Origin of the sequence: Fictibacillus barbaricus (assembly GCF_031457135.1) — a bacterium.
Classification (GTDB): Bacteria; Bacillota; Bacilli; order Bacillales; family Fictibacillaceae; genus Fictibacillus; species Fictibacillus barbaricus_A.
The window spans coordinates 82,001-102,920 of the sequence record NZ_JAVDWA010000008.1; the positions used below are offsets into that span (position 1 = coordinate 82,001).

Consider the following 20,920-nt stretch of genomic DNA (forward strand, 5'->3'; position numbering starts at 1 on the left):
GAGTATTGATACTATATACTACTGTTAGTACCAGCTCATAATATCAGAAAACAAATGCAGGTATGCTATTTTATGGTACCTGCTTTTATAACGCCTTGCATCATAAATGAGACCTTTTTAAAGGAAGAAGGAAATGATTTATGAAGAAATCAAAAAAGGAGCGTCAAGCGCTTCTTACTGAAACGATCAAACAAACCCCCTTCATAACGGACGATGAACTTGCTGAAAAATTCGGTGTAAGTGTCCAGACGATCAGGCTTGACCGTCTTGAACTATCTATACCAGAACTCAGAGAGCGAATTAAATCAGTAGCGGTTACAAAATTAGATGAAGTAAAGGCTCTGCCGTTAGAGGAAGTAATAGGTGAAATTATTGATCTGCAGTTGGATCAATCGGCCATATCCATTTTAGATATAAGAGAAGAACATGTTTTCTCAAGAAATAAAATAGCAAGGGGTCATCATGTTTTTGCTCAGGCTAATTCATTAGCCGTTGCAATTATTAACGATGAGCTAGCTTTAACGGCTAAAGCAAATATCCGTTTCTCTCGTACGGTTAAAATGGGGGAACGGATCATTGCGAAAGCGAGAGTTTTAGAAACGGGCTCAGAACGAACAATTGTTGAAGTAAATAGCTTTGTAGATAAAGAACTTGTTTTTAATGGTGAATTTACGATGTTCAGATCAAAACAAGATTCGAAGGAAGGAAGTTAAATCAACATGAAAATCGCATTAGACGCTATGGGTGGCGACAATGCTCCGAAAGAAATAGTTAAAGGTGCTTTGTTAGCTGTTGAACAATACCATGATCTGACTATTACATTAGTTGGTAATGAAAATCTAATAAAAGAACATTTGCCGAGTGATCATCCTTTTACAATTATCCATACGGACGAAGTGATTGAAACATCGGAAGAACCAGTTCGGGCAGTTCGCCGCAAAAAGAATGCTTCTATGGTACTTGCTGCAAATGAAGTGAAATCTGGAAATGCAGATGCATATATTTCTGCTGGAAATACCGGGGCACTGATGGCTAGCGGATTATTCTACGTTGGCAGAATTAAAGGTATCGAAAGACCAGCCCTTGCACCAACACTGCCTACTTTAGACGGACGCGGATTTTTGTTTTTAGATGTAGGTGCAAATATGGATGCTAAACCTGAACATCTTCTGCAATATGCACTTATGGGCGCGGTTTATTGTAAGCAAGTAAGAGGAATTGAAAATCCTAGAATAGGCTTGCTGAATGTAGGAACAGAAAACGAAAAGGGAAACGCCTTAACAAAAGCAGCCTTTCCGCTTTTACAAGAAGCTGACATTAACTTTGTTGGAAATGTAGAATCCAGAGACCTATTGATGGGTGCGGCAGATGTTGTGGTATGTGACGGGTTTGCAGGCAACCTCGTATTGAAATCGATCGAGGGAACTGCTATGAGCATGTTTTCAATGATAAAAGAAACACTCACATCCAGCTTTACGAGTAAGATGGCTGCCGGGGTTTTAAAGCCAAAGCTTCGCGGAATAAAAGATAAACTCGACTATACAGAGTATGGCGGAGCGGGACTTTTTGGATTAGCTGCACCGGTAATAAAAGCACACGGATCATCTAATGCCAATGCGGTCTTAAATGCGATCAGACAAACAAAAGATATGGTGGATAAAAACGTAGTAAACACCATTTTGGATCATATTCAATCAAACGAAAATAAGGAGGAATAGGTTCATGGGTAAAATTGCTTTTTTATTTCCAGGACAAGGGTCACAATTTGTAGGTATGGGAAAACAATTAGCAGACCAGGAAACACTTGCAAAAGAAGTATTTGCGAAAGCTGATGAAAAACTGAAACTAGATCTCTCAACTATCATTTTTGAAGGTCCAGAAGAAGTACTAAAGAAAACAGAATATACACAGCCAGCCTTGCTTACTGTCAGCACTGCTGTACTTGAAGTATTCAAGAAGTATGGTATAACGCCAGACTTTACGGCAGGTCATAGCTTAGGTGAGTATTCCGCATTAGTTGCAGCAGAGAGTATATCATTCGAAGATGCCGTTTTTGCAGTACGAAACAGAGGGCTGCTTATGGAAGAGGCAGTTCCATCAGGTGTCGGAACGATGGCAGCTATATTGGGAATGGATCAAGAACACCTAGAAACAATTACGGGGGAAGTGACGGAAGCAGGAAACAGTGTACAAGTAGCAAACTTAAACTGCCCAGGTCAAATTGTCATTTCAGGAACTGTAAAAGGTGTGGAAGAAGCTGGATCGCGTGCTAAAGAAGAAGGTGCTAAAGTGATTCCGCTTCAAGTGAGCGGACCTTTTCATTCTTCGTTAATGAAACCGGCTGCGGAGAAGTTTACTGAAGTATTGTCAGCGATTGAAATAAAGGATGCGAAAACACCTGTAATCGCGAATGTGACAGCGAAACCTGTAACATCAGGAAACGAGATTCAAGAGAAGCTGATTGAACAGCTTTACTCCCCGGTACGCTGGGAAGAAACAGTACGGGAATTGATGGATCAAGGCGTTGACACATTTATAGAGATTGGTCCTGGAAAAGTATTATGCGGCTTAATCAAAAAGGTGAACCGAAGAGCGAATTGTATGGCGATCGGTGATATGGACTCATTAGCTGCAGCTGTTGAAAAACTGAAGGGAGAATCTATTGATGCTTAATAATAAATCTGTTTTAGTTACTGGTGCTTCAAGAGGAATCGGACGTGCAATTGCGCTTTATTTTGCAAAGCAAGGCGCAAAAGTGGCTGTCAATTTTTCAGGCAGTGAAGAGAAAGCGAACGAAGTAGTAGCTGAGATTAAAGAAAATGGCGGAACAGCATTTGCTATAAAAGCTGATATTTCTAGCAGCGAAGATGTTACGGCTATGATCAAAGCTGTGATCGATCAATTTGGAAGCTTAGATGTTCTCGTTAATAATGCTGGGATTACAAGAGACAACTTATTGATGAGAATGAAAGAGGAAGATTGGGATGCTGTTATTAATACAAACCTTAAAGGTGTATTTTTAACAACAAAAGCAGTTACTAGACAAATGATGAAGCAAAGACAAGGGCGGATTATCAATATCGCTTCGATTGTCGGAGTTTCCGGAAACGCTGGGCAAGCAAATTATGTTGCTGCGAAAGCCGGAGTGATTGGGTTAACAAAAACTACTGCGAAAGAGCTATCTTCCAGAGGAATTACTGTAAATGCGATTGCGCCTGGTTTTATTGAAACGGACATGACGGGTAAACTTGAAGAAGGAATTAAAGAAGATATGTTAAGAAACATACCTTTAGCCCGCTTTGGACAACCTGATGATATTGCAGCCGCAGCGGCTTTCCTTGCGAGTGACCAAAGTTCTTACATTACTGGACAAACACTTCATGTTGATGGCGGAATGGTGATGTAAATCAGGTGACTATTGTTTTCATAACGATTGGTAATTTCTCTAGTTTTTTTAGATAAAAAAGCATATACTATTGAAAGGAGGTGACATACATTATGGCAGACGTACTAGAAAGAGTTTCAAAGATTGTTGTAGACCGTCTTGGTGTTGACGCGTCTGAGGTTAAGCCTGAAGCTTCCTTCAAAGAAGATCTTGGTGCAGATTCTCTTGATGTAGTTGAACTTGTAATGGAACTTGAGGATGAGTTCGAATTAGAAATTTCTGATGAAGATGCTGAAAAAATTGCAACTGTTGGTGATGTTGTAAATTACATAAACAGCAAACAGTAAGGTTTCGGATAAAGTCCCGTTTTTAACGGGGCTTTCTTCCCTTTTAAGGGAAGAGACAATAAAATAGCCCTTTTACGAGATTTTTGGAGGAAGTTTATGAAAGGTTCAAAACATCAATCAACTCAAAAAAAAATAATGAAAAACCGTTTTAAATCTGCTTCAAAAAAGGGCATGGATGACAAACTGCGCATCCAGAAAGTAGCCCCTATACAAGAACGGTTAAACGTAACTTTTGATAATGTAAAACTATTAGCACAAGCTTTTACCCATTCATCATATGTGAATGAGCATCGAGGAAGAACATTTGAAGATAATGAAAGGCTGGAGTTTTTAGGCGATGCCGTTTTGGAATTGACTATTTCTCAATTTTTATACAGTAAATTCACAAACATGAGCGAAGGCGAGCTCACGAAATTAAGAGCAGCAATTGTATGTGAACCATCACTTGTGCTTTTTGCAAATGATCTGCACTTCGGTGATTATGTATTATTGGGAAAAGGCGAAGAAAATACAGGCGGGAGAACTCGCCCAGCACTTTTGGCAGATGTCTTTGAAGCTTTTATTGGAGCGCTTTACTTGGATCAGGGACTTGAAAAGGTTAAAGAATTTTTAGACCGTTACGTGGTTCCGCGTATTAATGAAGGTGCTTTTTCTCATGTGATGGATTTTAAAAGCCAGCTGCAGGAATATGTCCAGCGTGAAGGACTGGGTCACATTGATTACAGAATCGTTCAGGAAAAAGGACCTGCGCATAACAGGGAATTTGTTTCTGAAGTAAGATTAAATGAAGAGACTTTTGGAATCGGCTATGGAAGATCGAAAAAAGAAGCTGAACAGCATGCTGCACAAGAAGCAATAGGTAAGGTTTCTAAAAAGAACTAGAAAAAACCCCCTCAAATGATGCACTTACCGCGTCAATTCAGGGGGTTCTATTATTTCTTTTTCAAAGATGCAAGCTCTTCCACAATACTTTCCATGTCACGAATGCTGAAAGATGGCATTTTCATCACCATTTCATAAAGTTCTTTAACATCCTCATATTTATTTAATTCGTAATCTTCGGGCTGTATGATTCCGCTGTTAACTATTTGGAGTTTCTTTTTTAAACTTTCAATCATATAGGACATGTTTTCGTGGTTTTCTATCGTTAAATCCATTTAAATGCTCCTTTTATGCGATTTTAATCATATGTACTTTTAAAATTTGCGTTAAATAGCCGTTCTAATAAGCTTTCTTCATTTTAGCACAATATCATCTTTGTGACTATGCAAGGCTAAATCTATGATAAAATAAATAAGTTAGAGTATACATAATCAGAAAAATGAATCGGCTTTTAAAGCTGTTCATGTAACGTAAGGGGGATTAAAAGATGTTCCTCAAAAGAATTGATGTAGCTGGGTTTAAATCTTTTGCTGAAAGAATCCAAGTTGAATTTGTTCAAGGGGTAACAGCAGTTGTTGGACCGAATGGCAGCGGAAAGAGTAATATTTCTGACGCAGTACGCTGGGTACTTGGAGAACAATCTGCAAAATCACTGCGCGGCTCCAAAATGGAAGATATCATTTTTGCCGGGAGCGACAATCGTAAACCATTAAACGTGGCAGAAGTGACACTTACATTAGACAATGAAGATCAGCATTTGCCGCTTGATTATAATGAAATATCCATTACAAGAAGAGTGTTCCGTTCTGGAGACAGTGAATATTTGATCAATAAACAGCAATGCAGATTAAAAGATATTGTTGAATTATTCATGGATTCAGGATTAGGAAGAGAAGCTTTTTCTATCATCGGACAAGGCCGGGTAGAAGAGATATTAAGCAGTAAGTCTGAGGAAAGAAGAAAAATTTTCGAAGAAGCTGCTGGTGTTTTAAAATACAAAAACAGAAAACAAAAAGCGGAACAAAAGCTATCAGAAACACAAGAAAATCTAAATCGGGTTGAAGATATATTGCACGAGTTAGAAGATCAGGTTGAGCCGCTTAAAATACAAGCTTCGATCGCGAAAGACTACCTTGAAAAGAAACAGGAATTAGAGGTTGTTGAAACGGCTGTGCTGGTGCATGAAATTGAGGACCTGCATCAGCGCTGGGAGAAGCAAAAAATCTTTGTAGCGGAATTACAGCACCAAGAGGAGGCACTCTCCAGCCAGGTCAGGCAGGGAGAAACAACCATTGAACGTGCGAGACTAGATATGCAGGCAATGGATGAATCCATTGATGAGCTGCAGGGGGCGCTTCTATTAGCTAGTGAAACTCTCGAAAAATTAGAGGGTAAAAAAGAAGTGTTAAAGGAAAGAAAGAAAAACTATGCTCAACATAAATCTTCTTTAATAGAGCAGATTCAGCAGCTTAAAGAAAATCGTGATCATCTTGAGAAACAACTAATGATTGAGACCGAAATGCTCAATGAGAAAGAAAAACAGCTAAAACATGTAAAAAAACAAGTAAAAGAAGAAGAAAGCCGTTTGGCAGTTCTTGAAATGGACGTAGAATCCGAACTAGAAAAGCTAAAAAGTGATTATTTTGATCGGCTCAATGAACAAACAACAATCAAGAATGAGATTCGATACATTGAGGAACAATCTAAACAGCAAAATTTCAAAAGCGGAAAATTAGATGAAGAAAACAATAAATTCCTTCTTCAGAGAACCCAATTGCAGGATACAAAATCCGAGGTTCAGAATAAATTCAATGCTGCTGAAACAGATTTAAAACAAAAGCTCGAAGAATATCAAAATGTTAGAACTGCGATTTCAAAAAAAGAGACAGATCATCAAACGAATCAGGAAAAACTATATCAAGCTTATCAGTTTATTCAGCAGTTTAAGTCTAAAAAAGAGATGCTTGAATCGATGCAGGATGAATATGCTGGTTTCATGCAAGGTGTAAAAGAAGTGCTGAAAGCTAAAAATTCTCGCCTGAGTGGTATTGAAGGAGCAGTTGCCGAGCTAATATCGGTTCCTTCTGAAATTGAGACAGCAATAGAAACCGCTCTAGGCGGGTCAATGCAGCATATTGTCGTAGACCATGATCAAAATGCAATGAAGGCGATCCAGTTTTTGAAACAAACAAGGGCAGGCAGAGCCACATTTTTGCCTTTGAATGTCATTAAGCCGCGTTCAGTCTCGAATGGCGATGAACAAAATGCAAGTTCGGTTGAGTCATTTGTAGGTGTTGCAGCAAAGCTCATCAAGTTTGATTCGAAATACGAGAACATCGTAGGAAACTTATTAGGTAACATAATCATATCTAAAGATATAAAAGGCGCGAACGAGATTGCTAAAAAAGTGAACTATCGCTATCGGATTGTTACTTTAGACGGTGATGTAGTAAGTCCTGGAGGATCCATGTCCGGCGGAAGCCTGAAGCAAAAGAGTACTTCTCTTTTGAGCAGGCAGCGTGAAGTTGAAGAGTTGACTGAGAAATTAACTGTGATGGAAAAACAAACTCTTCAGCTGGAATCAAAGGTTTCTAAGCTAAAAGGAGAACTTTTAAAAGAGAAAGAGTTTTTAGAACAATTAAGAATCCAAGGAGAACAATTTAGAGAACTTGAACAAGATTTAAAATCCCGGTTGCGTGAAATTGAAATGGACGAAAAGAGTCTTAATGATAGACTTCAATTATACGATCGGGAAAAGCAATCATTTAACTCGGAAAAAACAGCTGCAGAAACAAGGCTGGCTGATCTCCAAGGTAAACTCAAGATAGCGATACAAGCAGGAAATAAACTTGAGGAGAAAATTGCAGATTTATCAGAAAAGAAAAAGATGCATCAAACATCGAAGGAAGAGCTGAGAGAGACTTTAACATCGCTGAAAATAAGAGCGGCAGAACTCGAGCAGCAAGTTGCAAACCAGAGAGAAAAAAGTGAACGGCTCCAAGTGGAATATAAGTCATTAAAAGAAAAGACGAAAGAAACCGAAGAAGATTTCTGGCTTCTTGAAGAAGAAATGAATAACAGTTCATCGGGCGAGGACTCGCTTGATGAGCAAATCACTCAAAAAAGGCATGAAAAAAACTCTGCTGTTAGGCTGATTGCCGAAAGAAGACAAGAAAGAATGCAATCCTTCCAATCTATTGAAGCAATGGAAACGGAACTGAAGGAAGCTAAAAGGCAGTATAAGCAATTAAGTGAAGGCCTTAAAACAGAGGAAGTCAGCATCAATAGACTCGATGTTGAACTAGAAAATCGTTTAACACTTTTACGTGAAGAATATGAACTTTCCTATGAGGCAGCTAAAGAAAAGCATAAATTAGAAATGCCGCTGCAAGATGCCAAGAGGAAAGTTAGACTGATAAAAATGGCGATTGAAGAGCTGGGTGTCGTTAATATTGGTGCGATCGAAGAATATGAAAGAGTCAGTCAGCGCTATAACTTTTTGGTCGAACAACGAAATGATTTAACTGAAGCGAAAGATACTTTATACGGCGTAATATCTGAAATGGATGAAGAAATGAAGAACCGTTTTGAAGAAACATTTACAGCGATTCGTTCACATTTTGGGGTTATCTTTCAAGATCTGTTCGGTGGCGGACGGGCAGACCTCGTGCTGACACAGCCCGAAGATATGCTTGCTACCGGTGTTGATATTATGGCTCAGCCGCCAGGGAAGAAGCTGCAGCAGCTTGGTTTACTCTCAGGCGGTGAGCGAGCGTTAACAGCAATTGCGTTATTGTTTGCCATTTTAAAAGTCAGACCCGTTCCATTCTGCATATTAGATGAAGTAGAAGCTGCTCTCGATGATGCAAATGTACATCGCTTCGCAAAATTCCTGCGGGCGTTTAGCAAGGAAACACAGTTTATTGTTGTTACTCACCGAAAAGGAACAATGGAAGAAGCTGATGTTTTATACGGAGTAACGATGCAGGAATCTGGTGTATCGAAGCTTGTCTCTGTTCGATTGGAAGATACACGTGAACTTGTAACAACCTAAGGAGGAAAAAAAGTGAGTTTTTTAAAACGATTAAAAGAAAAATTTTCAAACCAATCCATTGAATCAGAAGCCTCATCTGAAAAATTCAAGAGCGGGCTTGAGAAAACAAGAAATTCATTTTCTTCTAAAGTAAACGATCTATTGAAAAGATATAGAAAAGTGGACGAAGAGTTCTTTGAAGAGCTGGAAGAAATCTTAATCAGTGCAGATGTTGGGGTCCACACAGTACTTGATATCATTGATGAATTAAAAGACCTTGTCCGTACTAAAAATATTAAAGATCCGATTGAGCTGCGTTCATCCATCACGGAAAAACTTGCTGAAATGCTTCAAAAAGATGGCGGTGACAGCGAACTTAACATTCAATCTGACGGAATGACTGTCATCTTGTTCGTTGGAGTGAATGGTGTTGGTAAAACAACTACGATCGGAAAACTCGCTCATCAGCTAAAGAACGATGGAAAAAAAGTGATCTTAGCTGCCGGTGATACTTTCCGTGCAGGAGCAATTGATCAGCTTGAAGTCTGGGGAGAACGTGCGGGAGTAGATGTGATTAAGCATCATGAAGGTGCAGATCCTGCGGCTGTTATTTTTGATAGCATCCAGGCGGCGAAATCACGAAAAGCAGATGTGCTTTTATGTGATACAGCTGGACGATTGCAAAACAAAGTAAACTTAATGAACGAGCTTTCAAAAGTAAAACGTGTAATTGAACGGGAAATACCTGGAGCTCCTCATGAAGTGCTTTTAGTAGTAGATGCAACAACAGGACAAAATGCGATGAACCAAGCTAAAACGTTCGGACAGTCGACTGATGTTACAGGGCTTGTGCTTACTAAATTAGATGGAACAGCTAAAGGCGGAATTGTTCTGGCTATTCGCCACGAATTGGACATCCCCGTGAAATTTGTCGGTTTAGGTGAAAAAATAGACGATCTTCAAAAATTTGATCCTGAACAATTTGTCTATGGATTATTTGCCGGAAGTGAAGACGAGGAAGAAGCAGAGTAATTCTGCTTCTTTTTTTTAGAGGCTCCTTTCTAAAAGATTGTTTCTTTTGGCTGAATGTTCATTCTCTTCATTGGCAAGTTGATTGGAGTGCAAGGTGCGAAGACTCCTGAGGGCTCACCGCACACCCCGCGGAAAGCGAGCATCCTGGAAGGGAGATCAACTACTTCCAAATCAGCAAAAGTTTCTGACAAGAAAAAAACTTGACATCTTTTGTGCCTAATTGTATGATATTCACGTAAAGGCATTTCACTTAACAAGGGTTGTGAAAGTATGCTCGATAAAACGATGAGAATGAACTACCTTTATGATTTTTATCAATCACTTTTAACTCCAAAGCAAAGAAATTACATGGGGTTGTATTATTTGGATGATTATTCTCTCGGTGAAATTGCCGAACAATATCATGTCAGTCGCCAAGCCGTTTATGATAATATAAAACGGACAGAGGCGATGCTCGAAGAATACGAAGATAAGTTAGGGCTTTTTGCAAAGTTTCAGGAACGTGAACAGTTGCTGTCATCTTTAAGAGAGCTTCTGAAATCTGAACCTGATAACGTACTTGCAATTATCGATCGCCTTGAAAATATGGAATAGGAGGCGTTCAGAAAGATGGCATTTGAAGGTTTAGCCGACCGTCTTCAGAACACTTTACAAAAAATCCGCGGCAAAGGGAAAGTAAATGAAGCGGATGTAAAGGAAATGATGAGGGAAGTGCGCCTCGCCCTTCTAGAGGCAGACGTTAACTTTAAAGTGGTAAAAGATTTTGTTAAAAAGGTATCTGAACGTGCAGTTGGTCAGGAAGTCTTAAAAAGTTTGACGCCCGGTCAGCAGGTTGTAAAAGTTGTTAATGACGAACTTACTGCACTAATGGGCGGCGAGCAAAGTAAGATAGCAGTTTCCAGCCGGCCGCCAACAGTTATTATGATGGTTGGTCTCCAAGGTGCGGGTAAAACCACCACTACCGGAAAACTTGCTAATCATTTACGAAAAAAGCAAAATCGAAAACCGCTTCTTGCTGCAGCAGACATCTATCGTCCCGCGGCGATTAAGCAATTGGAAACTGTAGGGAAGCAGCTTGATTTTCCTGTGTTTCAAATGGGCGATCAAGTAAGTCCTGTAAAGATTGCTGAATCTGCTATCGCGAAGGCGAAAGAAGATCATCATGATTATGTCATTATTGATACAGCTGGACGTCTTCATATTGATGAAAATTTGATGGACGAATTGAAGCAGGTGAAGGAAGTTTCAAAACCTGATGAAATTTTTCTAGTTGTAGACGCAATGACAGGTCAAGATGCGGTCAATGTTGCACAAAGTTTCAATGAAGCATTAGGAATCACAGGTGTTGTATTAACAAAGCTTGATGGAGATACACGCGGTGGTGCCGCCCTATCAATTAAAGCTGTAACAGGACTTCCAATCAAATTTGTAGGTCTTGGAGAAAAGATGGATGCTCTTGAGCCTTTCCATCCTGATAGAATGGCTTCAAGAATTTTAGGGATGGGTGACATGCTCACTCTCATTGAAAAGGCACAGTCCTCTGTAGATGAAGAGAAAGCACGTGATCTGCAAAAGAAAATGCGTGATATGTCTTTTACATTTGATGATTTCCTTGATCAAATGGGGCAGGTCCGTAACCTTGGTCCTTTAGATGAAATACTTGGAATGCTTCCAGGTGCAAACAAAATGAAAGGCTTAAAGAACGTTCAGATTGATGAAAAACAAATCAATCACGTTGAAGCCATCATTCGATCAATGACGCTCAAAGAAAGAGAGCAGCCAGAGATCATTAATGCTAGCCGTAAAAGACGTATTGCTAAAGGAAGCGGACGTCCGGTGCAAGAAATTAATCGCCTGATCAAACAATTCGAAGACATGAAGAAAATGATGAAACAAATGTCTGGAATGATGAATGGCAAAAAGAAAAAAGGCGGATTTAAATTCCCTTTTATGTAAACTGAATTTTCAGGTTTACAAACCTGTCAATTTATACTATTATATTATTTTGTGTGAACTATTTTCGGAGGTGCAAGTTATAATGGCAGTAAAAATTCGTTTAAAACGCATGGGTGCTAAGAAAGCTCCTTTTTATCGTGTAGTAGTAGCAGATTCTCGTTCTCCTCGTGATGGACGTTTCATTGAAGAAATCGGAACTTACAACCCAGTTGTTAACCCAGCTGAAGTTAAGATCAATGAAGAAAAAGCTCTTGAGTGGATGCAAAATGGTGCAAAGCCGTCTGACACGGTTCGTAACCTTTTCTCTAACGCAGGAATCATGGAGAAATTCCATAACGCAAAGCTACAAAAATAATTGTGACTGAGGGGAACTGTGATGACAGAGTTAATCGAAGCGATTGTTAAAGCTCTAGTTGATCATCCAGAGGAAGTCAGCGTCAATGAAGTTAAAGAAGGTCATCGCCTTGTGTATCAATTAAGCGTTCACCAAACCGATATGGGGAAAGTGATCGGCAAGCAGGGAAGAGTGGCTAAAGCAATTCGAACTGTTGTTAACGCAGCAGGTACGAACCAAAATAAAAGGATTTCAATTGAAATCGTATAAAAAGGATGAGGGAAACCTCCTCCTTTTTTTCTTATCTAAATGATGTAAAGGCTGTTTTGATAAAATTGCTTTTATGGCATTTAATTGCTGCCTTCACTCGTAGAAATCGCTTCTCATAAGGCATGATACGAGGAAGTTCGCATCTACGATCAATAGCATCAAATGATATTTAAAACGGCTAATATGAAAGTATATATACGCCGTATTATGCTAAAATTTAGTTTATGAGAATTTTTTTGAGTGATTACATAAAAGGGCAGGTATACCTATGGACAATTGGCTGAATGTTGGAAAAATCGTTAATACACATGGAATTAGAGGAGAAGTGCGTGTTATTTCAAGAACGGACTTTCCAGAAGAACGCTATAAAATTGGAAACACATTATATGTTGAAAAAGAGTCTGGAGATCTTACCCCTGTAACGATTGAAGCTCATCGAAAACATAAACAATTTGACCTCTTAACTTTTGAAGAATTTAAGAATATAAATCAAGTAGTGCCATTTAAAGGCCTGCTGTTAAAAGTACCTAAAGATCAGGCAGTCTCACTTGATGAAGGGGAATTCTTTTATCGGGACATTATCGGATGTTCTGTTTTTACGTTAGAAGGCGAAGAGCTAGGAAAAGTAAAAGAAATCCTATCACCGGGTGCAAACGACGTATGGGTAGTTAAACGAAAAGGGTTTGGTGCCGATATTCTGATTCCGTATATCCCTTCTGTCGTAAAAACGGTTGATGTTGAAAACAAAAAAATAATCATTGAGCCGTTAGAAGGATTATTTTAATGAAAATTGATGTCTTGAGTTTGTTTCCTGATATGTTTTCTGGAGTATTTGGCCAGTCTATTCTGAAGAAAGCACAAGAAAAGCAAGCTGTAGAATTTCAAGTTTTGGATTTTAGAGAATTCTCAACAAATAAGCATCGAAATGTAGATGATTATCCATATGGCGGGGGAGCAGGGATGGTATTAACACCACAGCCTCTATTTGATGCTGTTGAATCTTTAACGGCAGATCAATCATCAAAGCCTAGAATCGTACTGCTTTGCCCCCAAGGCGAGAGATTTTCGCAGGAAAAAGCAGAGGAACTTTCTAAAGAAGAACATCTCATTTTTCTTTGCGGTCATTATGAAGGATATGACGAGCGTGTACGGGAATTCCTAGTCACGGATGAGATATCAATCGGCGATTATATTTTAACGGGCGGAGAACTCGGAGCGATGGTTGTTATCGATGCAGTTACTAGGCTGCTGCCAGGTGTATTGGGGAAGGAAGAGTCCCATCTGCAAGATTCATTCAGTACAGGACTGTTAGAACACCCTCACTATACAAGGCCAGCTGATTTCAGAGGAATGAAGGTTCCCGAAGTATTAATGTCAGGCAATCACAAACATATTGATGAGTGGCGAAAGAAAGAATCTTTAAGGAGAACCTACGTGAGACGGCCAGATTTATTAGATAAAATAAATCTTTCATCTGAAGAGAAAGAATGGCTTGAAGAAATAAAGCAAAATAATACGAAAACGACTTGATAGGCATTTGTTAAGTATGGTATTATATTGTTTGTGGCTTATGCCCGTTTAATCCGGTGTTCCGCTGCCTCGAATCAAGTGCAAGAACATCTTTGGGAAGGGAGGCAATAAACTATGCAACAGCTTATTGCAGATTTAGCAAAAGATCAATTAAAATCAGATTTACCTAAATTCCGTTCAGGTGACACTGTTCGTGTACACGTGAAAGTAATCGAGGGTACTCGTGAACGTATCCAGCTTTTTGAAGGCGTTGTAATTAAAAAGCGTGGATCTGGAATTTCTGAAACGTTTACTGTTCGTAAAATTTCTTACGGTGTAGGTGTGGAACGTGCATTTCCATTACATTCACCAAAGATCGCGAACCTTGATGTTGTACGCCGCGGTAAAGTTCGCCGTGCGAAGCTATACTATCTTCGTGCACTTCGTGGTAAAGCAGCTCGTATCAAAGAAATTCGCTAATAATTCTCGAAAGGAGCTTGACTATTCAAGCTCCTTTTTCCATATTATAAGTAGGTAATTTCTAGAGATGGTGAGGATTTAATATGGTACGCAAAAAAAATGAAACATTGGAATGGATCAAGGCATTAGCAGCAGCACTATTATTAGCAGGGATTATTAGATTTTTTCTGTTCGCTCCAGTCGTAGTGGATGGACAATCTATGATGCCGACTTTGCATGATGGGGACCGGCTTATTGTAAGTAAAATCGGATATATGATTGGTGAGCCAAAGAGATTTGATATTGTTGTCTTCCATGCTACAGAAGAAAAAGATTACATAAAACGCGTGATCGGTCTGCCTGGTGATGAGATCGAGTATAAAGACGATAAGCTTTATGTAAACGGTAAAGAAGTGAATGAAAAATACTTAAAACCGTATAAAGAAAAAACAAAAGACGGTAATCTGACATATGATTTTACATTATATGAGCTAACCGGCAAACAAAAAGTTCCAAAAGGCCAATTGTTTGTTTTAGGTGATAATCGCCGTAATTCAAGTGACAGCAGAAATATCGGAACGATTGATAAAGATTTACTATTAGGTAAAGCTTCTTTCCGTTTTTGGCCGTTATCAGATATTGGATTTGTAAAGTAGGGTGAAATAAATGACCATTCAATGGTTTCCGGGCCATATGGCAAAAGCCCGCAGAGAAATAACTGAAAAACTGAAAATGATCGATGTTGTTTTTGAGCTTGTGGATGCGAGAATTCCATTAGCATCACGCAACCCGATGATCGATGAAATATTAGCGGGGAAACCCCGTATTGTACTATTAAACAAGGCTGATTTAGCTGATCCGAAAGTAACATCTCTATGGCAGACTTATTTCTCGGAAAAAGGAATTCCGTCACTAGCGATCAATTCACAAGACGGAAAAGGCGTTAAAAAGATTGAACCTGTTGCTCATGAACTTGTGAAAGAAAAATTTGATAAGATGAGAGCAAAAGGTATTGTAAAGACACGCGCCGTTCGCGCATTGATTGTTGGAATACCTAACGTTGGGAAATCTACAATTATAAACCGTATGGCTGGGAAAAACATTGCTGTTACAGGAGATAAGCCAGGCGTAACCAAAAAGCAGCAATGGATAAAAGCTGGGAAAACGCTGGAGTTATTGGATACCCCAGGAATTTTATGGCCAAAATTCGAAGATCAATCAATCGGATTAAAGCTTGCTGTTACTGGAGCAATTAAGGAAACATTATTTGATTTTACAGAGGTCGTATTGTTTGCTGTAAAATATTTAAATGAACATTATCAAGATCGTCTCATTGAACGGTATAAACTTTCTGATTTGCCTGAGGACCCGCTTAAGCTTTTTGAGGAAATAGGTAAAAAAAGAGGATGTATCATGACCGGCGGAGAAGTCGATCTTGAAAAAACAGCTGAAATCGTATTACGTGATTTAAGGTCTGAAAAGCTTGGCCGATTATCATATGAAACACCATAAAAAGAAGAAAACAGGCTCTTGAATTTTAAGAGCCTTTTTTCTTTTCTTCTAATAAGTCAGTCGAAATTTCTTTAGATTTTTATTATTTGTACGATAAATAAAATACATATGATGAGTGTGAAAAAATGAAGAGTTCAATTAAAGAATGGGAATCAGCATTAAAGTCATGCCAAATGGACGAATTACCAAAGCTGCTTAAACAACTCTCAGAGGATGAGAGACAGGGTGCCAAAAGGTTGGTTGAAATTCACAAGAAGCGCATCAATCAATACAGAGAAGAGCAAGAAAGACTCAAAAAAATTAGTTTGTTTGAAAAGCAATGTTATCAAAGTGGTAAGAAACGGGTTGCGGGAGTAGATGAAGTTGGCCGCGGACCTTTAGCTGGGCCAGTTGTAGCTGCTGCAGTCATACTGCCTGAAGGATTTACATTAGAAGGAATAAATGATTCAAAGAAACTTTCCGAAAAAAAGCGTGACACTTTATATGAATCGATTATATCCAATGCTGTAAGCTATAGTGTTTGTTTAATTGAACCACTCCAAATTGATGAAATTAATATCTATCAAGCGTCTAAGCTTGCAATGACAGAAGCAATTTGCAAATTGTATATTGAGCCTGACCAGTTATTAATCGACGCAATGGAGGTTCCTTTGCCAATCGATCAGATGAAAATTATTAAAGGGGATGAAAAGAGCATTTCCATTGCAGCTGCGTCCATCGTTGCAAAAGTCACAAGAGATAACTATATGAAAAAGTTAGACGAAGTATATCCTCATTATGGATTTAAGAAAAATATGGGGTACGGCACTAAAGAACATTTAGAGGCATTAAGAAAATTTGGTGCAACAGACGTTCACCGTAAATCTTTTAACCCAGTTGGAGATTTTATTCAAATCACCGGGAGTGAATAAAAGGTGCTAACCGTTAATTCTGTAAATCCGCTATTGCCTGCTTCAAAAGTATCTGAAGCGTTTGTAGCCTTAAAGCCAAATCAGCTGTTAATGGCGAAAATTTTAGAGATCTTCCCTGATCAGTCCGCCAAAATTTTATATGATGGTATTACAATTCAGGCAAAGCTTGACGCACCTTTAAGCAAAGGTGAGCGATATTTATTTGAAGTGATGCCTCATTCAAATAATCAAACTGTCATTTTGAAAAAAGTAGATGCAGATCTCACACAATCTGCACCAGAGCAAATTCTAAATAAGCTAAATATACCTGTTCAAAAAAACGAAATAAAAGCTGCAGAATTTGCGATAGCAGAAAAAGCACCCTTAACAAAAGAAAATATAAAGCTCATTGCTGCCATTCTTCAGCATGCATCATCATTGCCATATAAGGAAAAACAGCAAGTCATTCATCAAATGCTTCGGCTTCAATTGCCTGCATCTCAATTAAATGTGAAGGCAATTATAGCCTCTATCATACATAAGAATGTGCATTTAGATATGAAGCCATTGTTCGATTCATTGCAGGCTTTTACACATAAAAGCGCATATGTAGAGAAAACGATAAATCTGCTTGGGGATTTATTTGGCTATTCTCGGAAAGCTGAAGAATCTAACGATCAACTTCCAACTCGCCATATTAATAAAGTAATGACGAATGCCGAACAAAAATTGCCGGATAAGCCAGTTGCAGATGTCTTATATCACTTAAATACCTCCCCTTCTAAAACAGAAAAATCTGTGCGGTTAGATCAACCGCGAACGGTTGTCCCAGAGCCACTTACCATTTCGGCCGGGCAAGAGAAGGCTGAACGTTTTTCTGCGTCCGAAATGTTTTTGCAAGCGGCAGAAAAATGGCTGAAAAATTCAGGTCTGCTGCATGAAAGAACGTTGCTTAATAATCCTGAACAAGTTAAACAAACAGAAACGCTAAAATCTCAGCTGTTGTTATTGCATCAAAATGCAGAGCAGCTGGAACTGCCGGAAACAGTAAAGCAAAAAATCGATCAAGCCATTTACAGAATTACGAGCCAGCAAATTCAGAACATATCTTCAAATGATGGGATGCAGCAATTCATTTTACAAATACCTTTTCATTCAGAAATACAGCCAAAAGAGATAACAATACGCTGGGAAGGCAAAAAAGGAAAAGGGGATAGACTAGATCCGGAACATTGCAGAATGCTGTTTTGGCTGGAAATGCAGCACCTTAAAGAGGTTGCAGTAGATGTACATATACAGAACAGAATTTTATCAATTAAAGTATATTCCGGGTATCCTGCCTTAGAAAATTTAACTGCAGCACTTACGCCGCGATTAAAGAAAAGCTTGAATGAAATGGAGTATACACTTTCTTCCTTAACCTTTCTTCAAAAAGAAAAAAATGAAATAAAGTTTTCTGAAACAGCATCTTTTTATAAAGGGATGGATTTGCGCGTATGAAACAAAACAAAAAAGAAGCGATTGCTCTTACATATAATGCACATGAAGCGCAGGCTCCTGTAGTAATTGCAAAAGGAAAAGGTGAGATCGCAGAAAAAATTTTAAACACTGCATCCAGTCATGATATCCCGATTCAAGAAGATCCTTCACTTGTTCATCTGCTTTCAAAGCTAGAAATTGGAGAGAGCATACCAGAAGAATTATACGAAGTAGTGGCAGAACTTTTTGCCTTTATCTATCAACTTGATAAAGAAGCAGGGAAGAAAACATAATTGGTATACGATTTGGGCATTGCTAACATAAAAGGAGTGTTTAAAATGCCTAGAAATAAATTAGTTGTAAAACAATCAGAACAGCTGGTCAATGCATTCAAGGAAGAGATGGCTGAAGAATTTGGATTATATCGTCCAGCGGCTGAAAGAGAAGCGATAACACCCAAACTTATAAAAAAACACAAAAACGACAAAAACAAATGAAAGAAAATCTGGATTTCCTTATTTTCTAATAAGAAAAGCAAGTAAACCAAAATCATAACATTGTGATTTTGGTTTTTTTAAATGGCTGTAATCCCTGTATACGCTTGCAATTTTCTGAAGAATAGTAGACATAAGACGCTTCGTCCGATACAATGGATAACGGTACTTTAAGTTTTCACCATGATAGGAGGATGGAGAGTAAATGAATATCCACGAATACCAAGGTAAAGAGATACTTAGAAAATATGGTGTGGCTGTTCCTAACGGAAAAGTAGCATTTACTGTCGAAGAAGCTGTAGAAGCTGCTAAAGAATTGGGGAGCGCCGTATCAGTAGTGAAGGCACAGATTCATGCAGGCGGCCGCGGTAAAGCGGGCGGAGTAAAAGTAGCCAAGAATCTGGATGAAGTGCGTACGTACGCAGATGAAATTTTAGGAAAAGTGTTAGTTACACATCAAACAGGGCCAGAAGGTAAAGAAGTAAAGCGCTTACTTATCGAAGAAGGCTGCGATATTAAAAAAGAATATTACATCGGTTTAGTACTAGACCGCGCGACTTCGAGCGTCGTAATGATGGGATCTGAAGAAGGCGGAACTGAAATTGAAGAAGTAGCAGAAAAAACACCTGAGAAAATCTTCAAAGAAGTGGTTGATCCTGCTATCGGATTACAAGCGTTCCAAGCAAGACGACTTGCTTATAACATTAATATTCCAACTGAGCTTGTAGGTAAAGCCGTTAAGTTCATGATGGGATTATATACAGCGTTCGTTGATAAGGATTGTTCAATTGCTGAAATTAACCCGCTTGTTGTCACTGGTGACGGAAACGTTATGGCACTTGATGCTAAAATGAATTTCGATTCTAATGCATTATACCGTCATAAAGATATCGTTGAATACCGTGATTTAGAAGAAGAAGATGCAAAAGAAATCGAAGCATCTAAATACGACTTGAGCTATATTTCTCTTGATGGAAATATCGGTTGTATGGTTAATGGTGCAGGACTTGCTATGGCAACAATGGACATTATTAAACATTACGGCGGAGATCCCGCAAACTTCCTTGACGTTGGGGGCGGTGCTACAACTGAAAAGGTTACTGAAGCATTCAAAATCATTCTTTCAGACAAAAATGTTAAAGGAATCTTCGTTAACATCTTTGGCGGAATCATGAAATGTGACATTATTGCTAATGGTGTTGTTGAAGCTACAAAACAAGTTGGTCTTGAACTGCCATTAGTTGTTCGTCTAGAAGGTACAAACGTTGATCTTGGTAAGAAGATCCTAAAAGAATCCGGACTTAATATTACAGCGGCAGATTCTATGGCAGACGGTGCAGAGAAAATCGTCGCGTTAGTGAAGTAATAGAGAAAACATTGTAGGAAGGATGGATTGGAAGCATGAGTATTTTTATTAATAAAGACACAAAAGTCATCGTTCAAGGTATTACAGGTTCCGTTGGTCTTTTCCACACGAAACAAATGGTTGAATACGGAACAAAAATCGTGGGCGGAGTTACACCTGGAAAAGGCGGCACTGAAGTTGAAGGCCTGCCTGTATTCAATACAGTTGTGGATGCAGTTAAAGAAACAGGAGCAAACGCTTCTGTAATTTATGTACCGCCAGCTTTCGCTGCAGAAGCGATTATTGAAGCTGTAGATGCTGAACTTGACCTTGCAATCTGTATTACAGAGGGAATTCCTGTAATGGATATGGTAAAAGTAAAGCGTTATATGGAAGGCAAAAAGACGCGTCTTGTAGGACCTAACTGCCCTGGTGTTATCACACCTGAAGAATGCAAAATTGGTATTATGCCTGGATACATCCATACTAAAGGACATGTTGGTGTAGTTTCTCGTTCTGGAACTCTAACATATGAAGCTGTACATCAATTGACAGAGCGTGGTATCGGTCAATCTACAGCAGTTGGTATCGGTGGAGACCCAGTTAACGGTACCGACTTTATCGATGTTCTAAAAGCTTTCAATGATGATGAGGACACGTATGCTGTAATCATGATCGGTGAAATCGGCGGAACAGCAGAAGAAGAAGCTGCTGAATGGGTTAAAGCAAACATGACGAAACCAGTCGTTGGATTTATCGGAGGACAAACAGCACCTCCAGGAAAACGTATGGGACACGCTGGTGCAATCATCTCAGGCGGTAAAGGTACTGCTGATGAGAAGATCAAAACGATGAAAGAGTGCGGAATTAAAGTAGCATCGACACCTTCAGTTATGGGAGAAACTTTAGTTGAAGCACTGAAAGAAAACGATTTGTATGATCGTTGTGTAACAAACAAAGCAAAAGCATAATTTTTATAGAAATTCACATCGT

24 protein-coding genes are annotated in these 20,920 nt (G+C 38.9%); 23 read left to right on the forward strand and 1 reads right to left on the reverse strand.

Going from position 1 to position 20,920, the window contains the following annotated elements:
* The first annotated feature begins 140 nt into the window (after positions 1 to 140).
* The 6 genes from fapR to rnc all read left to right on the forward strand — a co-directional run bounded on the left by fapR (position 141) and on the right by rnc (position 4,614).
* The gene (fapR, locus tag J2X07_RS17320) at positions 141 to 713 is read left to right on the forward strand and encodes a transcription factor FapR (RefSeq protein ID WP_310261620.1); all 573 of its coding nucleotides are present in this window, start codon (positions 141 to 143) and stop codon (positions 711 to 713) included.
* A gap of 6 nt (positions 714 to 719) precedes the next feature.
* Complete coding sequence (plsX, locus tag J2X07_RS17325) at positions 720 to 1,718, forward strand: phosphate acyltransferase PlsX (RefSeq protein ID WP_310261622.1); 999 nt, start codon at positions 720 to 722, stop codon at positions 1,716 to 1,718.
* Positions 1,719 to 1,722: 4 nt separating this feature from the next.
* The gene (fabD, locus tag J2X07_RS17330; RefSeq protein ID WP_310261624.1) at positions 1,723 to 2,673 is read left to right on the forward strand and encodes an ACP S-malonyltransferase; all 951 of its coding nucleotides are present in this window, start codon (positions 1,723 to 1,725) and stop codon (positions 2,671 to 2,673) included.
* Complete coding sequence (gene fabG / locus J2X07_RS17335; protein ID WP_310261627.1) at positions 2,666 to 3,406, forward strand: 3-oxoacyl-[acyl-carrier-protein] reductase; 741 nt, start codon at positions 2,666 to 2,668, stop codon at positions 3,404 to 3,406. Before fabD ends, fabG begins: the two co-directional genes overlap by 8 nt.
* A gap of 92 nt (positions 3,407 to 3,498) precedes the next feature.
* Entirely contained in the window at positions 3,499 to 3,732 is a 234-nt protein-coding gene (acpP, locus tag J2X07_RS17340) for an acyl carrier protein (RefSeq protein ID WP_222461685.1), read from the forward strand.
* Positions 3,733 to 3,903: 171 nt separating this feature from the next.
* Positions 3,904 to 4,614: a ribonuclease III gene (rnc, locus tag J2X07_RS17345; RefSeq protein WP_310261722.1), complete on the forward strand. Its 711-nt coding sequence runs from the start codon at positions 3,904 to 3,906 to the stop codon at positions 4,612 to 4,614.
* A gap of 50 nt (positions 4,615 to 4,664) precedes the next feature.
* Here the strand turns inward: rnc and J2X07_RS17350 are convergent, their stop codons facing one another.
* On the reverse strand, positions 4,665 to 4,889 hold the full coding sequence (locus tag J2X07_RS17350; RefSeq protein ID WP_310261634.1) for a DUF1128 domain-containing protein: 225 nt from the start codon (positions 4,887 to 4,889) through the stop codon (positions 4,665 to 4,667).
* Between the two features lie 212 nt (positions 4,890 to 5,101).
* On the opposite strand from J2X07_RS17350, the gene smc reads away from it, so the two are divergent.
* The 17 genes from smc (at position 5,102) to sucD (ending at position 20,898) form a co-directional block, all read left to right on the forward strand.
* Entirely contained in the window at positions 5,102 to 8,668 is a 3,567-nt protein-coding gene (gene smc / locus J2X07_RS17355; RefSeq protein WP_310261637.1) for a chromosome segregation protein SMC, read from the forward strand.
* A gap of 12 nt (positions 8,669 to 8,680) precedes the next feature.
* Positions 8,681 to 9,679, forward strand: coding sequence for a signal recognition particle-docking protein FtsY (gene ftsY, locus J2X07_RS17360; protein WP_310261641.1), 999 nt, complete (start codon positions 8,681 to 8,683; stop codon positions 9,677 to 9,679).
* 270 nt (positions 9,680 to 9,949) lie between these two features.
* Positions 9,950 to 10,273 carry a putative DNA-binding protein gene (locus J2X07_RS17365; protein ID WP_310261643.1) on the forward strand — a complete coding sequence of 108 codons (324 nt, stop codon included), beginning with the start codon at positions 9,950 to 9,952 and terminating at the stop codon, positions 10,271 to 10,273.
* Positions 10,274 to 10,288: 15 nt separating this feature from the next.
* The gene (gene ffh, locus J2X07_RS17370; protein ID WP_310261647.1) at positions 10,289 to 11,635 is read left to right on the forward strand and encodes a signal recognition particle protein; all 1,347 of its coding nucleotides are present in this window, start codon (positions 10,289 to 10,291) and stop codon (positions 11,633 to 11,635) included.
* Positions 11,636 to 11,717: 82 nt separating this feature from the next.
* The gene (rpsP, locus tag J2X07_RS17375) at positions 11,718 to 11,990 is read left to right on the forward strand and encodes a 30S ribosomal protein S16 (RefSeq protein WP_310261650.1); all 273 of its coding nucleotides are present in this window, start codon (positions 11,718 to 11,720) and stop codon (positions 11,988 to 11,990) included.
* Between the two features lie 21 nt (positions 11,991 to 12,011).
* Positions 12,012 to 12,239 (forward strand): KH domain-containing protein, encoded by a 228-nt coding sequence (locus tag J2X07_RS17380; RefSeq protein WP_310261652.1) that lies wholly within the window; start codon positions 12,012 to 12,014, stop codon positions 12,237 to 12,239.
* Positions 12,240 to 12,507: 268 nt separating this feature from the next.
* Positions 12,508 to 13,023, forward strand: coding sequence for a ribosome maturation factor RimM (gene rimM, locus J2X07_RS17385; RefSeq protein ID WP_310261655.1), 516 nt, complete (start codon positions 12,508 to 12,510; stop codon positions 13,021 to 13,023).
* Complete coding sequence (gene trmD, locus J2X07_RS17390; RefSeq protein ID WP_310261657.1) at positions 13,023 to 13,769, forward strand: tRNA (guanosine(37)-N1)-methyltransferase TrmD; 747 nt, start codon at positions 13,023 to 13,025, stop codon at positions 13,767 to 13,769. The genes rimM and trmD overlap by 1 nt, the downstream gene beginning before the upstream one ends.
* A 114-nt stretch (positions 13,770 to 13,883) precedes the next feature.
* Positions 13,884 to 14,228: a 50S ribosomal protein L19 gene (gene rplS, locus J2X07_RS17395; RefSeq protein ID WP_310261659.1), complete on the forward strand. Its 345-nt coding sequence runs from the start codon at positions 13,884 to 13,886 to the stop codon at positions 14,226 to 14,228.
* A gap of 83 nt (positions 14,229 to 14,311) precedes the next feature.
* Positions 14,312 to 14,863 (forward strand): signal peptidase I, encoded by a 552-nt coding sequence (gene lepB / locus J2X07_RS17400; protein WP_310261662.1) that lies wholly within the window; start codon positions 14,312 to 14,314, stop codon positions 14,861 to 14,863.
* A gap of 10 nt (positions 14,864 to 14,873) precedes the next feature.
* Positions 14,874 to 15,719: a ribosome biogenesis GTPase YlqF gene (gene ylqF, locus J2X07_RS17405; protein WP_310261665.1), complete on the forward strand. Its 846-nt coding sequence runs from the start codon at positions 14,874 to 14,876 to the stop codon at positions 15,717 to 15,719.
* Between the two features lie 125 nt (positions 15,720 to 15,844).
* On the forward strand, positions 15,845 to 16,630 hold the full coding sequence (locus J2X07_RS17410) for a ribonuclease HII (RefSeq protein WP_310261668.1): 786 nt from the start codon (positions 15,845 to 15,847) through the stop codon (positions 16,628 to 16,630).
* Between the two features lie 3 nt (positions 16,631 to 16,633).
* The gene (locus tag J2X07_RS17415; RefSeq protein ID WP_310261670.1) at positions 16,634 to 18,109 is read left to right on the forward strand and encodes a hypothetical protein; all 1,476 of its coding nucleotides are present in this window, start codon (positions 16,634 to 16,636) and stop codon (positions 18,107 to 18,109) included.
* Positions 18,106 to 18,381, forward strand: a complete 276-nt coding sequence (locus J2X07_RS17420; RefSeq protein WP_310261673.1) for an EscU/YscU/HrcU family type III secretion system export apparatus switch protein — start codon at positions 18,106 to 18,108, stop codon at positions 18,379 to 18,381. Before J2X07_RS17415 ends, J2X07_RS17420 begins: the two co-directional genes overlap by 4 nt.
* Before the next feature lie 45 nt (positions 18,382 to 18,426).
* Entirely contained in the window at positions 18,427 to 18,585 is a 159-nt protein-coding gene (locus J2X07_RS17425) for a hypothetical protein (RefSeq protein WP_310261676.1), read from the forward strand.
* Between the two features lie 202 nt (positions 18,586 to 18,787).
* Positions 18,788 to 19,948: an ADP-forming succinate--CoA ligase subunit beta gene (gene sucC / locus J2X07_RS17430; protein ID WP_310261679.1), complete on the forward strand. Its 1,161-nt coding sequence runs from the start codon at positions 18,788 to 18,790 to the stop codon at positions 19,946 to 19,948.
* A gap of 35 nt (positions 19,949 to 19,983) precedes the next feature.
* Positions 19,984 to 20,898, forward strand: a complete 915-nt coding sequence (gene sucD / locus J2X07_RS17435; RefSeq protein WP_310261681.1) for a succinate--CoA ligase subunit alpha — start codon at positions 19,984 to 19,986, stop codon at positions 20,896 to 20,898.
* The last annotated feature ends 22 nt before the right edge of the window (positions 20,899 to 20,920 follow it).

What these genes read in the sequence shown, in the direction of transcription:
- ylqF (WP_310261665.1), top strand. Translation starts at nt 14,874, where the DNA reads ATGACCATTCAATGGTTTCCGGGCCATATGGCAAAAGCCCGCAGAGAA.
- ffh (WP_310261647.1), top strand. Translation starts at nt 10,289, where the DNA reads ATGGCATTTGAAGGTTTAGCCGACCGTCTTCAGAACACTTTACAAAAA.
- fapR (WP_310261620.1), top strand. Translation starts at nt 141, where the DNA reads ATGAAGAAATCAAAAAAGGAGCGTCAAGCGCTTCTTACTGAAACGATC.
- fabD (WP_310261624.1), top strand. Translation starts at nt 1,723, where the DNA reads ATGGGTAAAATTGCTTTTTTATTTCCAGGACAAGGGTCACAATTTGTA.
- acpP (WP_222461685.1), top strand. Translation starts at nt 3,499, where the DNA reads ATGGCAGACGTACTAGAAAGAGTTTCAAAGATTGTTGTAGACCGTCTT.
- J2X07_RS17380 (WP_310261652.1), top strand. Translation starts at nt 12,012, where the DNA reads ATGACAGAGTTAATCGAAGCGATTGTTAAAGCTCTAGTTGATCATCCA.
- plsX (WP_310261622.1), top strand. Translation starts at nt 720, where the DNA reads ATGAAAATCGCATTAGACGCTATGGGTGGCGACAATGCTCCGAAAGAA.
- sucC (WP_310261679.1), top strand. Translation starts at nt 18,788, where the DNA reads ATGAATATCCACGAATACCAAGGTAAAGAGATACTTAGAAAATATGGT.
- rpsP (WP_310261650.1), top strand. Translation starts at nt 11,718, where the DNA reads ATGGCAGTAAAAATTCGTTTAAAACGCATGGGTGCTAAGAAAGCTCCT.
- J2X07_RS17425 (WP_310261676.1), top strand. Translation starts at nt 18,427, where the DNA reads ATGCCTAGAAATAAATTAGTTGTAAAACAATCAGAACAGCTGGTCAAT.
- J2X07_RS17365 (WP_310261643.1), top strand. Translation starts at nt 9,950, where the DNA reads ATGCTCGATAAAACGATGAGAATGAACTACCTTTATGATTTTTATCAA.
- fabG (WP_310261627.1), top strand. Translation starts at nt 2,666, where the DNA reads ATGCTTAATAATAAATCTGTTTTAGTTACTGGTGCTTCAAGAGGAATC.
- smc (WP_310261637.1), top strand. Translation starts at nt 5,102, where the DNA reads ATGTTCCTCAAAAGAATTGATGTAGCTGGGTTTAAATCTTTTGCTGAA.
- J2X07_RS17350 (WP_310261634.1), bottom strand. Translation starts at nt 4,889, where the DNA reads ATGGATTTAACGATAGAAAACCACGAAAACATGTCCTATATGATTGAA.
- J2X07_RS17410 (WP_310261668.1), top strand. Translation starts at nt 15,845, where the DNA reads ATGAAGAGTTCAATTAAAGAATGGGAATCAGCATTAAAGTCATGCCAA.
- rplS (WP_310261659.1), top strand. Translation starts at nt 13,884, where the DNA reads ATGCAACAGCTTATTGCAGATTTAGCAAAAGATCAATTAAAATCAGAT.
- sucD (WP_310261681.1), top strand. Translation starts at nt 19,984, where the DNA reads ATGAGTATTTTTATTAATAAAGACACAAAAGTCATCGTTCAAGGTATT.
- J2X07_RS17420 (WP_310261673.1), top strand. Translation starts at nt 18,106, where the DNA reads ATGAAACAAAACAAAAAAGAAGCGATTGCTCTTACATATAATGCACAT.
- trmD (WP_310261657.1), top strand. Translation starts at nt 13,023, where the DNA reads ATGAAAATTGATGTCTTGAGTTTGTTTCCTGATATGTTTTCTGGAGTA.
- rimM (WP_310261655.1), top strand. Translation starts at nt 12,508, where the DNA reads ATGGACAATTGGCTGAATGTTGGAAAAATCGTTAATACACATGGAATT.
- rnc (WP_310261722.1), top strand. Translation starts at nt 3,904, where the DNA reads ATGGATGACAAACTGCGCATCCAGAAAGTAGCCCCTATACAAGAACGG.
- lepB (WP_310261662.1), top strand. Translation starts at nt 14,312, where the DNA reads ATGGTACGCAAAAAAAATGAAACATTGGAATGGATCAAGGCATTAGCA.